We start from the raw sequence: 13,105 nt of genomic DNA, 5'->3' as shown, positions 1-13,105 counted from the left end.
CACAGTGTCAAAACGCAACTACATGACCTTGCACATTTTGCGGTCACTATCCAGCCATCAACGCAACCGTGGATCAGATGGCGCCCCGAAGAAGTGCGAGGAGGGAGGGGTGTCCCGCTCCTACCTTTCTTCCCAGTCGATCAAGCGAAACGCCCGGGTTCTGTTTGAAACCACCGAGCAGCGAAAGTCAATTCGCTCCAAGGTGTTCGTTCCACTTCTGTGCGACCTGGTGACTGCGGAACTCACCCGGAAGAACCCGGCCGACACGGTAAACAAGGTGGCAGTTGAAGAGCTGTGCGAGCGGTTCGTCAGCACTCTCACAGCGGGCGAAAAGGAGACCAAAAAGCCCGCCGCGAAGAACGCCAAAGGTAAAGAGTCCGCCGAGGTTTCACCTGAATCGGGCACAGCAACGCCGGAGACCTCCGATGGCGGCGACTTTGACGGGGGCAACAGCAACGGCGGCAATGACAACGACCCGAAGTCAACTGCGGTGTGGATTTCCGAGATCGAAATCAACGCTCTGGCAGGTGTTATCGCTACTCGGATCGCCGATCTCTCACGTTTCACTGGGCGTGGAAGCCGCAGTGTGCCAGCCAAGGAAATCACTGATTTCCAGGCTGCCGTCGAGCAGATTTTTTCCGAATCCGGAATGAGTTTCTCAACTCAGTCCCTTGCTGTTTCCGCTTTCGGCCGGATGTTCGCCAACCAGTCAAAGATCAACGTTGAGGCTGCTGTCAGTGTCGGCAACGCCACCACCACTCACCTGGCTGACGAAACCTTGGATGAGTACATCACCGAGGACAATCTTGGTGAAACCAACGCCGCCGCCTACATGGGTGTCAAGCTCAAAACTTCCGGCACGTACTACTCGACCATGACTATTGATCGGGAGCAGCTTCGACGTTCCTGGAGCCGCTACACGGAAGCTGATCGGGTTGATGTGGCTGACTTCATTGATGCTCTGATCCTGGCTTTGCCGACCGGTGGATCAAACAGTGCTGACGCTCCCCCAGTGCCGCACATTGTGATCGCCGAACAGCAGTCTTGCCCGACTGCTTACACTTTCGAAACACCTGTTTACGCAGCTAACGGCGCCGCTGATGGCACCGGCGGTGGTGGTTTCTCCGGTCCGTCTTTGACGGCTTTACGTTCGGAGTTCGATGCGGCCCGCGATTTCAGCCCGAAAGCTTTCGGCGATTATGTTTTCACCGTTCCGCGCCGCACCGACTTAGCGGCTTTCGCCGCCCCTGATGGGGCCGTGGACATCAGCGCCGAGAAGAAGAGCCGCGACGACCTCGTTGAGTTTGTCACCAACTGGATCTTGGAGCCTGCCACGGAAGAAGCCGCGTGAGCACTTTGCTGCTGCGGTTCAGTGGACGCCAATCGTGGGGAGCCCCAGCAACTTTCGCGGTTTACCCCACCGAGAAGGTTCCGACCCGCAGCGGAATTGAAGGTTTACTAGCTTGTGGATTGGGGGTGTTTCGCAAGTTCGACCCCCGCATTGATGCCACCCGGATGACCGATTTCCCTGAGTGGTTCCCCGAATTGAGCATCACAGTGCGAGCCGATCGGTTTGGTGCCCCGCTGGAGGATTTTCATCTGATCACTCGGCAGCACCGAAAAGTTCTGGGCAGCAGAGGGTTCTGGAAAGGGCTGGAAATTACAGCCGATTCGGTGGATTTCGAAGATATAGAAAACAAGAACAAAACCGAGAACAGAACCAAGCTGTCTTCTGTTAAATTCGACCCCGTTTCCAACCATACGGTTCTGACGCCAGCCGGGGTGAAATGGATTGGTGAAAACGCCATCTCCCGGCGTCACTATCTCAGTGATGCCGAGTTCATGGTTGCCATTTCGCATCCTGATGATCGCATCACCGATCAGCTTCTACAGTCGGTCAGCAACCCGGTTTTCGCCACTTATTTGGGTCGCAAGGCATGCCTACCGAGGTTCCCATTTGTGTTGGGTGTTTCTGATCTCGGCGCTGATCAACTGCTGACCGATTTGCCGACCACCAGACGCAACCAGAAGCTCAGAAAGCTGCTCTCGCAGGCCCCCAGTGACTCGCTGACAGGCTTCGACGATGATACCGATGAACTTGACCCGATGGGGGCTATTCAAAGGGTCACCGCTTCGAACCGCAAACCGGAACAAGCATCGTTGTCAGTCCACCGAATTACCTCAAACATCAACCCCACCAGCGGATCTGTTCAAGTTCCGGTGGTCAAAGATACGAAGGAGCAACTCGCATGGGTATCGCCACGATTGAGTCGCTGAACACCGAACAGGCATCAATAGTTCAGGAAAACCTGGGTTTATTCCTGGCAGCCATCCCGATCACCCAGGGCATGAACTGGGGGCGGGATCACGGAGCTGATCACCGCACCGTCATGGGTCTGTTCGGCCAGTTCGAAGGTGACCCGAGCACCCGTCGCGCCGAGGCTGGGATCTTATTTCGCAGCGGACCAGGTGCTCGCGGCGTTGTGTTGGTGCAGTCGAAGGTGAAGCCGATCAACCTGCCATCAGGTGCGGCAGTGATCACCGACGGCGGCCTGGTAGCCGATGTCGGATCGGAGGTCACTTTCCAGATTGCGGTCAACGCGGTCATCAGCAAGTCCCGGTCCAACTTCCGAACCCCGGCAGCCGATCCGGTGGAATGGGCGAGGAAGAAGTTAGCGCCAGCCCTGTGGGTACAGGACGCCAAACTTGAAGACATCAAGATCACCACCTCGGCAATGTCCGGGGCGCTGGTAATTTCCAGCATCACGGGCATCGCCACGGTCACAAAGAGGGAAGCACTGGCTGACTTTGTGACAAACGGCGTGGGCCGAGCAAAAGCTTTTGGGGCTGGCCTTCTCACCATCCAAAAGTGATGCTAAAACTACACTAGGGCTGGTATCTTTGCAGATCAGGAAGCATGTTCCCCGCACACGCGGGGGTGATCCCACCTTCGGGCCGACCCGCGAGTCTGCGGAATGATGTTCCCCGCACACGCGGGGGTGATCCCGAATCAGACGAGATCGGTGTACGCGACGAACGATGTTCCCCGCACACGCGGGGGTGATCCCAACTACGTCAACAACCTCGGAGCCAGGCCCACATGTTCCCCGCACACGCGGGGGTGATCCCAACTTCGAAGAGGACTCGGGGTTCGTAGATGCATGTTCCCCGCACACGCGGGGGTGATCCCCTCCACAGTCAACGCAACACCATCGCGGCCCAATGTTCCCCGCACACGCGGGGGTGATCCCTCGGTCCCGGACCCGGTGGTGTCGGTCCCTGTATGTTCCCCGCACACGCGGGGGTGATCCCTTCACCTGAGCCAGTCGATGGCGGCGGGGCGCATGTTCCCCGCACACGCGGGGGTGATCCCACCGTTCTGCAACACATCAGCGGACACCCGCTGATGTTCCCCGCACACGCGGGGGTGATCCCGCCCCGTGGCAGGGTGCCCGGTTCAAGGTTGGATGTTCCCCGCACACGCGGGGGTGATCCCGGCGACGGCCGCCTCGACGCGGCGCAGCAAGTATGTTCCCCGCACACGCGGGGGTGATCCCAAAAGCACGACGCCCATCACCACGGATAGCGAATGTTCCCCGCACACGCGGGGGTGATCCCGTCGCCGGCCTATCCGGCGTGCCCACACCGCAATGTTCCCCGCACACGCGGGGGTGATCCCCGCTTCCGGAGTCTCGTAGTCTCGCGGGTCAAATGTTCCCCGCACACGCGGGGGTGATCCCGGTGGAACGCAAGGCAACCTACATCGCACAGGATGTTCCCCGCACACGCGGGGGTGATCCCCACGCTCGCCGTTGGAGCCGCGACGATGGTCGATGTTCCCCGCACACGCGGGGGTGATCCCCTCGGGGATCGCATGGTCGCATCTATTGATCCATGTTCCCCGCACACGCGGGGGTGATCCCTCTCGACGTTCTCCGGGAAGCGCCACCTGTTGATGTTCCCCGCACACGCGGGGGTGATCCCTGCGCTGGAACAGCCCTTCCGCAGAGCCGATCAATGTTCCCCGCACACGCGGGGGTGATCCCTCCCCCAAACTCTCCGGACGACAACCACCATCATGTTCCCCGCACACGCGGGGGTGATCCCGGCACGTTCGGGTCGGTGACGGTGAAAGAACTCATGTTCCCCGCAAACGCGGGGGTGATCCCAGGTGTTGGTGGTCGGTGGTGAACTCATTTCAATGTTCCCCGCACACGCGGGGGTGATCCCAAAGGAGGTTGCGCCTACCAGGACAACGGGATATGTTCCCCGCACACGCGGGGGTGATCCCTACAAGCTGCCGCACGACGACGAGATGGCCTTATGTTCCCCGCACACGCGGGGGTGATCCCGCGACGTTCTCGGCTACACGTGCCGCCAGCCGATGTTCCCCGCACACGCGGGGGTGATCCCGCTTCAGTCTGAGCAGACACTCACCATCTACCATGTTCCCCGCACACGCGGGGGTGATCCCTGGTTGCCGTTGGCGTCGAATACGTCGTTGGGATGTTCCCCGCACACGCGGGGGTGATCCCTCGGTCGGTCCAGCCGGACCTGTTGGCCGATAATGTTCCCCGCACACGCGGGGGTGATCCCTGTTGGACCATCTGCATGAAGATGGCGTAGGGATGTTCCCCGCACACGCGGGGGTGATCCCACCACATCGAAGAGGCCGTCTCCGAGGTTGCGATGTTCCCCGCACACGCGGGGGTGATCCGCAGAAAGCAATCTCGCCAAACTCAACCGGCTCATGTTCCCCGCACACGCGGGGGTGATCCCTCGATCGGTTGGCCCGGTCAGTCCCCGACGCCATGTTCCCCGCACACGCGGGGGTGATCCCCCTGACCCCTCTACACCGGAGGGTGGCCCCGCATGTTCCCCGCACACGCGGGGGTGATCCCGCCGGCTAAACCGTTGCAGCGCAACCTAACGAATGTTCCCCGCACACGCGGGGGTGATCCCATCATGACAACCACCTAACGACGAGGGAAACAATGTTCCCCGCACACGCGGGGGTGATCCCCGCACTTACGGCGCGGGCGGCGTGTCGGGTCTATGTTCCCCGCACACGCGGGGGTGATCCCTCGCCCAGATCGACCGGCTGCCCGAACTTGTTATGTTCCCCGCACACGCGGGGGTGATCCCGGTTGTGTGGTCGCCGTGGAACAGGTTGGCCTATGTTCCCCGCACACGCGGGGGTGATCCACACAAAAACGCGGCCCCACTTCGACGGGGAGTCATGTTCCCCGCACACGCGGGGGTGATCCCCCATCACGTACCTCCAAGTCGGGGGCCGATGTATGTTCCCCGCACACGCGGGGGTGATCCCGCTCGCCTGTCGCGGATCTCCCAGGCAACCCGATGTTCCCCGCACACGCGGGGGTGATCCCCAGATTGGATGGATGAACTCATGGCCCGCGAAATGTTCCCCGCACACGCGGGGGTGATCCCTCGACCGCCATCGCTGCATCTCTGGGCAAGGGATGTTCCCCGCACACGCGGGGGTGATCCCGGCGCCCCACCCATGTCGCGGGTGGTGCGCCGATGTTCCCCGCACACGCGGGGGTGATCCCACAAACCGTTTCCTTGGCGCCGCTGAGTTCGCATGTTCCCCGCACACGCGGGGGTGATCCCAGTGCCTACTCGCCCGGTGCCCTGACGTTGCCATGTTCCCCGCACACGCGGGGGTTGTCCCCCCATCGAAGCATCCCGCAGCGAAAGCCGCCGATGTTCCCCGCACACGCGGGGGTGATCCCAGCATCTTCGCCGAGTCCTGGCCCGGTCCGCCATGTTCCCCGCACACGCGGGGGTGATCCCAACGGCTACAGCGAACATGCCGGGGTGGACGTCATGTTCCCCGCACACGCGGGGGTGATCCTGCCGCGACGGAAAGACCGAAGCGAAGGAAACCATGTTCCCCGTACACGCGGGGGTGATCCCTGCGGCGGCAGCTCAGACGACTGACTAACCGAATGTTCCCCGTACACGCGGGGGTGATCCCTCGACACCCTCGGCCAGCCCAGAGATGGACTTAATGTTCCCCGCACACGCGGGGGTGATCCCACGTTTGGCCCGACCCGCGAGTCTGCGGAGTGATGTTCCCCGCACACGCGGGGGTGATCCCGAGGCCACGTCGTCGCAGCCCTAGAGCTGGCGATGTTCCCCGCACACGCGGGGGTGATCCCGCTCGCCGCTCTTTCTCAACTCAATACCAGGAATGTTCCCCGCACACGCGGGGGTGATCCCAAACGGGAGCAGGTGCGGCAGGCAGGTAATGCATGTTCCCTGCACACGCGGGGGTGATCCCCGTCAGCGACAATCGTTGCCAACGGGTCCGTGATGTTCCCCGCACACGCGGGGGTGATCCCGACAGTGCTTTGGAGCTGGAACGGTTGCGGGCATGTTCCCCGCACACGCGGGGGTGATCCCTGCGGATCCTCACCGAAGCTGACACCCCCACCATGTTCCCCGCACAATGTTCCCCGCACACGCGGGGTGATCCCCCGGTTGCGGACCTTCCCGGTGGCCCTCGTGATGTTCCCCGCACACGCGGGGGTGCTCCCGGGCCAGCGCCGAATCCGGGCGGGGTGTCATCATGTTCCCCGCACACGCGGGGGTGATCCCTGCGGAGTGGTGCTACTCAGGCAGTCGGCCGCATGTTCCCCGCACACGCGGGGGTGATCCTACCCACACCGGGGCCACCCCGGCGGCGCCCAAATGTTCCCCGCACACGCGGGGGTGATCCTGTGTAGTCCACAAACTTCCCGTCCCGATGATCATGTTCCCCGCACACGCGGGGTGATCCCGTTTCGGCCTGAGCGGCTGGCCCTGCCAGCTCGCGTTCCCCGCACACGCGGGAGTGATCCCGTTTCGGCCTGAGCGGCTGGCCCTGCCAGCTCGCGTTCCCCGCACACGCAGGGGTGATCCCGCCTACAGTCAGCGCCGGAATGTGAAACTCCAGCGTTCCCCGCACACGCCGGGGTGATCCCGACGACGCCGCCAAGTCCGCCGACGTCGCCCTGTGTTCCCCGCACACGCGGGGGTGATCCCGGGCCCTCTTTGAGGCCGTCGTCCGTGCCTGCGTGTTCCCCGCACACGCGGGGCTGATCCTGCCGGTAGTCCCGACGGTGCCGACTCCGGTAAATCTTCACCGCACACGCAGGGGTGATCCCCGCTGGACAGGCCAATTCGGTGTCACCACCGAATGTTCACCGCACACGTGGGGGTGATCCCTCTTGCTCGTCCGCTGCCGCGGTGATCGACGTATGTTCCCTGCACACGCAGGAGTGATACCCCGTCAAGCATCGAGGAAAGGACAGGGCGAGATGTTCATCTCCTATTCGGCTGTAACCCCATCCCCCGGCGGGCCTTCGAACATGGATGGTGGGACGCTCCATTCTTCTGCGCTCGGGCCGATATGCGCTTGAGCGTGCATCTGCCTGCAGATCCTTCGCGAACCATCAACGAGTGCGGCAGTGCACTATTTGAGGAACCTAGCGTCTACTCCACCATCGCTTTCAGTGCCGCAACCGCCGCGGCTCCACCAAGCCCGGAAACTCCACCCCCACGCCGAGATCCCGCTCCCGCCAACAGGATTCGACTACTCCCTTCGACAGCAACACCCTGCTGCTGCGCCGGAGCGAACGCCTCTTCGTCGTCATCGAGGAATGGCCAGGACAGGTCGCCGTGAAAGATGTTGCCGCCCGGCATGTTCAACGATTTTTCCAGGTCGAGTGGGGTCGCAACATCCACGCACAGCAAACCCGTCTCGTCCCGGGCCAAACAATCTGCCAGCGGTTCGGCGAGGTGCCGCTGCAATCCCGCGAGCGCGGCAGCTGTCACCTCACCAGCGGCCCCCGCCGGGTCTGTTTCGAACAACGACGGGGGGTGTGCAGACCGAAAAGGGTGAGCGTGTGGGCCCTCTCGCCGTTGAGGATCGAAGTGTCGCTGAGCGAGTGGCAGTAAACCTCCGACGGCAGGTGTTCGCCGACCTCTCCCGCGGCGCTGGCCCGGTAGGCCTGTTCCAGCTGCTCGTAGCCCTCCTCCAAATGCATGGTCCCAGCGAAGGCGATAGCGGGATCAATACCGGAGGCCAACTGGGGCAACCGATCCAGCAACATGTTGACCTTGAGCTGGGAGCCGACAGGCTTGACAGAGTCAACGCCGCGCCAACCGTCCAGTACCACTGGCGCAACAGCAGCCAGCAGGTACGCGGCGGGAAAGTTCAGCCGGCCACCGCGGACCGTTTCGCCGGTGACGACGACGCCTTCCGCAGTCTCCGTGACCGCATCCACCGAGAAATTAGTGCGGATCTGCACCCCCACCGCCCGCGCGCGCTCCCATAATGCGTCGCTGAGTGCGCCCATTCCGCCGATCGGCACCTGCCACTCTCCCGTTCCGCGACCAATCAAGTGGTAGAGAAAGCACCGGTTTGCGAGGAGGGATTCGTCCGTCAGCGACGTGAAAGTGCCGATCAGTGCATCGGTGGCAACTATCCCCCGCACCGTGTCGTCGGCAAACCTGCGCAACAGCATTTCCGACAATGGCTGCTCGAAAAGATCGGTCCATAGTTGTTGTCCCGCAGCGCCTATTACTCGTTTTTGCACTTGCGTCCTACGGAGCATCGGGCCGCGAAGGTGCGGGGCGAGGGCCGCCGCCATCGCAGCGAGTTCGCCGTAGAGCTGCTGCCACGCCCTGAACTCGCTGGCGCCGCCGGTCAATGCTGCAAACGATGCCTCGGTAGCCGCACCCGGTGAGCGCTCCACCAGCAGCCCACTCGCGTGGCCGTCACGCACCGTCGGGGTGTAGGAGGAGGTGATTCGTGAAGCCAGGGGCAGTGCGATGCCGAGTTCGGCGGCGAGGTCGTCCGGGAATAACGACACCAGGTAGGAGTAGCGGCTCAGCCGGGTCGGCCGGCCGGCGAAGACGGGCTCCCCGAGCGTCGCCCCGCCCAGATGCGGACTACGTTCCAGCAACAGGACCGACTGCCCGCCGCTCGCTGCCAGAATGGCTGCCACCAAGCCATTGTGACCACCACCCACCACTACGACATCATGTCCGGCCACCGGTTTGCTCACCTTCTTAGTGCGCCGTAGGGCATATGCTCACGCGTGCATACGCCGCGAATGGTCCGCCGCAGCTTCGCCTTCAGGGTAGACAACCGCTCGGCAACTGTCGGCCCACCGGCCTACAGTGTCGGACGTGCTTGCTGATACTGCCTTGGCTAACCCCGTGCCTGCTTCTCTGCAGAAGTCCGACCCTTCGACCCCTGCTACACACCACGGTTGGATCCGCAGGTTGTGGCGGGCCTGCTGGCAGCACCGCGCCATCACCGTGCTCGCGGGCTCCGCTGCACTCGGCGGAATCGGGATCGGCGCGCTGGGGCCATTACTGACAAAGTTCGTCATCGATGACGCCCGTGCGGGTTCCACCGCCTCGCTGGGCTGGGTGATCGCCGCGCTCGTCGCCCTCGCCTGCGTCCAGTTCGGCGCCGCCTTCTTGCGGCGGTGGTCTGGCGGAAAGCTCTCCCTCAACGTCCAGCACGATCTGCGGACGGCTGTTTTCGCTGCCCTGCAGCGGCTCGACGGCGCGATGCAAGACCGACTCCGGACAGGCCAAGTGGTCTCCCGCGCAAACTCCGACTTGCAACTGGTCCAAGGGCTGCTTTCGATGGTTCCGTTGACCGCAGGGCAGGTAGTCCTGTTCGTCTTCTCTCTCATCATCATGGTGTTCCTCTCCCCACTTTTGACGCTCGTCGCGCTCGCCGTCGTGCCTTTGGTGGTGGTACTCACTCGCGCCACTCGATTAACGGTGTTTCCCGCGACCTGGGCTGCGCAGCAGCGGGCAGCCGAAGTCGCCGAAATTGTGGAGGAGGACATCACCGGGGTCCGCGTCGTCAAAGGATTCGGGCAAGAAGATCGAGAGATCGGCAGACTCCGAGCAGCCGCATCCGAGCTCTACCGGCAGCGGCTTCGCAGCATCCGCTTGGCCGCCAAATTCAGCCCGGCTCTGCAGGCGGTCACTGGTGTGGGCCAGGTGGGGGTGCTCGCACTCGGGGGCTTCTTGGCCTATCAGGGCAGCATCAGCCTCGGCACGTTCACCGCATTTTCCGCATACCTGGCGCAAATCGTCGGACCCACCCGCTCGTTTGCCTCGCTTCTCATCATTGCCCAGCAGGCCAGAGCTGGGGTGGAGCGGGTTTTCGAGGTCATCGACTCCAAGGCGGGCATCGTCGATCCCGCACATCCCGCAACCTTGCCGGACGGCCCGCTGGGCGTGCGACTTAACGACGCAGTGTTCGGCTATCTAGCAGATGAAAAGGTTCTCAACGGTTTTAGCCTTGAACTCGCACCGGGGGAAACTGTTGCCCTTGTAGGCCCGTCCGGGTCGGGGAAGTCGACCATTTCGCTGTTGCTGCCACGCTTTTATGACGTTCAGTCCGGGGCAGTGGAAGTGGGCGGCCACCCAGTCGCCTCGTTGTTGCTCGGCGATCTGCGCGCCGCTGTTGGCGTGGTCTTCGAGGAGGCATTCCTGTTCTCCGACACGGTGGCGGCCAATATTGCCTACGGCCGGCCGGATGCCACCGCGGCAGAAATTGAGGCCGCGGCGCGCGGCGCAGAGGCCGACGAGTTCATTCAGGCACTACCGCACGGGTACCAGAGCGTAATAGGCGAACGCGGTCTCACGCTCTCCGGCGGGCAACGGCAGCGACTGGCCCTCGCACGAGCGCTGTTGACAGATCCACGCGTTCTCCTCTTGGATGATGCGACTAGCGCCGTCGACCCCGCCACCGAGGCCGCCATCCACGCGACACTCCGCGCTGTCACTGCCACCAGGACGACACTGCTGATCGCGCATCGCCTCTCGACACTGTCGTTGGCGAATCGCATCGCCGTCGTCGATCGCGGACGAGTCGTTGACAGCGGGACCCACCACGAATTGCTCCATCGATCGGCTCTGTATCGGTCGCTGGTAGGCGCGATGAGCACGACCTCAACGACAGATAACACTGACCTGGCCACTCCCGTCGACGACGCCGTTCTCTGGCCCGCAGCCATAACAAGTAATCCTGTCCCGACGGGTTCTGTTTCCAGAACCTCAGCGGCGAACCAGATCGCAGTTGGTCGGGGCGGCGGCGGTCGCGGCGGCCCGGGTGGTTTCGCTGGAGGCTTTCTCGGCGGGCTGCCCGCCACCCCGGAGTTGTTAGCTCAAGTCGATGCACTCCCTCCGGCCCTCGATAGCCCGCCTCCGGTGGATGTGGTCGACGAGTCGGCCGCACGGTTCAGATTGGGAAGTGCGCTGCGCGGCGTGCGGCCGTTGCTGCTCGTCGCTATTGCTCTCGTCGTCCTGGATGCCCTAGCCGGTCTGGCGTTGCCGATCCTGATCCGAACCGGAGTCGACAACGGCGTCGCGGGCGGGGTGCTTTCCGTCATTTGGTGGGCATCGCTGGCCGCTTTGGCCGTCACCGTCGCCGACCTCTTCATTCAGCGTCTTCAAGCTATCGCCGCGGGCAGAGCCGGCGAATCGGTGCTCTACCAACTTCGGATGCGGTCCTTCACCCACCTGCAGCGGCTTGGCCTCGACTACTACGAAAGGCAGATGACGGGCCGCATCATGACCCGGATGACGACAGACATCGATGCTCTGTCAACGTTCCTACAGACTGGCCTGACGACCTCGGTGGTGTCGCTGGTGACCTTCGGGGGCATCATCGTCGTGCTTCTCGTTCTGGACATTGAGCTCGCCCTCGTGGCGTTTGCCGCCATCCCCGTCATCATTCTTGCGACTTTTGTCTTCCGGCGAATATCCTCTCGGGCCTACAACGATGCACGTGAAAAGGTCTCCATCGTCAACGCTGACCTGGCCGAGAACGTCGCTGGCCTGCGGGTGGCCCAATCTCTCGGTAGGTCTCAGTCGAACGCAGCGGCCTTCTCGGCCCGCAGCGATGATTACCGGCGATCGAGAATGCGCGCCCAGACTGCAATCTCGGTGTACTTCCCCTTCATTGCATTCCTCGCAGAAGGTTCCACAGCGCTGGTCTTGTGGGTGGGTGCGGAGCGGGTGGTCGGCGGGGCACTGACCATCGGAACCCTGGTGGCGTTCGTTCTGTATTTGGATTCCTTCTTCTCCCCCATCCAGCAGCTGTCGCAGGTTTTTGACGGTTACCAGCAGGCCAGTGTCGGCCTTGCCCGCATTGGTGATCTGTTGGCGACGCCCATCAGCACCCCCAGCGGTACGCAGCCGGTGTCGGCTTCAGGACTACGCGGCGAGATCGACCTCACCAAGGTCAGCTTCCAGTACGGCGCCGCAGCCAGCCCAGCACTGATTGACGTCGACCTGCGAATAGCGCCCGGAGAATCAGTGGCCGTCGTGGGGACGACGGGCGCCGGTAAATCGACCCTCGTCAAGCTCATCGCCAGGTTCTATGACGCTTCTTCCGGCACGATCGAAGTGGATGGCATCGACATCAAGGACTTCGAGCTCTCCGGCTACCGCCGCAGATTGGGGTTGGTGCCGCAGGAGACCTACCTCTTTGCCGGGACGGTCCGGGACAATATTGCCTACGGCCGGCCGGACGCACCGGATGCCGAAGTCGAAGCTGCCGCTCGTGCCGTCGGCGCCATCAGTGTCATCGCTAGGCTCAGTGACGGTTTCCTGCACCAGGTGGAAGAGGGCGGGCGCAACCTGGCAGCTGGCGCGCGCCAACTGATCGCGCTGGCTCGGGCCGAATTGGTCGACCCCGATGTGCTCTTGCTGGATGAAGCCACTGCATCGCTGGATCCCGCGGCCGAGGCGGCTGTTCTCGACGCGACCAGCCGGCTATCCCGCGGCCGGACGACGATAGTCGTCGCTCATCGCATGACCACGGCCGCAGCGGCCCAACGGATCATTGTGATGGAACACGGACGGATCGTGGAAATGGGCCGTCACCAGGATCTCTTGACCGCTGGTGGTCCCTATTCCAAGCTGTATGCGAGCAACACCGATCGGGGAAACACCTTCGGACACTGATGAGCCCGCCCGAAACGCGCGAACCTTTTTCAGTCTCGATTGACCCCGGGCCGCGCCAAAGGTGACGAGTGCGACACAACGGGAGAGTCCATCC

Annotated in this window: 6 protein-coding genes and 1 CRISPR repeat array; of the genes, 4 read left to right on the top strand and 2 right to left on the bottom strand. The window is 62.9% G+C overall.

The window, feature by feature from the left end:
- Positions 1 to 22 precede the first annotated feature (22 nt).
- Genes EH165_RS04515 through EH165_RS04505 form a run of 3 tightly spaced genes read left to right on the top strand, consistent with a single transcriptional unit; the run spans position 23 to position 2,873 of the window.
- Positions 23 to 1,351: a type I-E CRISPR-associated protein Cas7/Cse4/CasC gene (locus EH165_RS04515; protein WP_124798216.1), complete on the top strand. Its 1,329-nt coding sequence runs from the start codon at positions 23 to 25 to the stop codon at positions 1,349 to 1,351.
- Positions 1,348 to 2,277 (top strand): CRISPR-associated protein Cas5, encoded by a 930-nt coding sequence (locus EH165_RS04510; protein WP_164479122.1) that lies wholly within the window; start codon positions 1,348 to 1,350, stop codon positions 2,275 to 2,277. The genes EH165_RS04515 and EH165_RS04510 overlap by 4 nt, the downstream gene beginning before the upstream one ends.
- Entirely contained in the window at positions 2,250 to 2,873 is a 624-nt protein-coding gene (locus EH165_RS04505) for a type I-E CRISPR-associated protein Cas6/Cse3/CasE (RefSeq protein ID WP_124798214.1), read from the top strand. Before EH165_RS04510 ends, EH165_RS04505 begins: the two co-directional genes overlap by 28 nt.
- A 44-nt stretch (positions 2,874 to 2,917) precedes the next feature.
- Positions 2,918 to 6,746: a CRISPR direct-repeat array (repeat unit 29 nt; unit sequence ATGTTCCCCGCACACGCGGGGGTGATCCC).
- A 754-nt stretch (positions 6,747 to 7,500) separates the two neighbouring features.
- Here the strand turns inward: EH165_RS04505 and EH165_RS15670 are convergent.
- Positions 7,501 to 7,842, bottom strand: a complete 342-nt coding sequence (locus tag EH165_RS15670) for a hypothetical protein (RefSeq protein WP_206426108.1) — start codon at positions 7,840 to 7,842, stop codon at positions 7,501 to 7,503.
- Positions 7,839 to 9,077 (bottom strand): phytoene desaturase family protein, encoded by a 1,239-nt coding sequence (locus EH165_RS04500; RefSeq protein ID WP_206426107.1) that lies wholly within the window; start codon positions 9,075 to 9,077, stop codon positions 7,839 to 7,841. The genes EH165_RS15670 and EH165_RS04500 overlap by 4 nt, the downstream gene beginning before the upstream one ends.
- Before the next feature lie 124 nt (positions 9,078 to 9,201).
- Here EH165_RS04500 and EH165_RS04495 point away from each other — a divergent pair, with 124 nt between their 5' ends.
- Positions 9,202 to 13,011 (top strand): ABC transporter ATP-binding protein, encoded by a 3,810-nt coding sequence (locus tag EH165_RS04495; protein ID WP_239020697.1) that lies wholly within the window; start codon positions 9,202 to 9,204, stop codon positions 13,009 to 13,011.
- Positions 13,012 to 13,105 lie beyond the last annotated feature (94 nt).

The sequence above is a fragment of the Nakamurella antarctica genome, assembly GCF_003860405.1.
In the GTDB taxonomy this organism is placed as follows: Bacteria; Actinomycetota; Actinomycetes; order Mycobacteriales; family Nakamurellaceae; genus Nakamurella; species Nakamurella antarctica.
Note: the sequence above shows the minus strand (reverse complement) of the source record. Positions and strands in the feature narration are given on the sequence as shown.

Bases quoted from the DNA above. Each gene is read 5' to 3' on its own strand.
- EH165_RS04515 (WP_124798216.1), top strand. From the start codon at position 23: ATGACCTTGCACATTTTGCGGTCACTATCCAGCCATCAACGCAACCGT.
- EH165_RS04505 (WP_124798214.1), top strand. From the start codon at position 2,250: ATGGGTATCGCCACGATTGAGTCGCTGAACACCGAACAGGCATCAATA.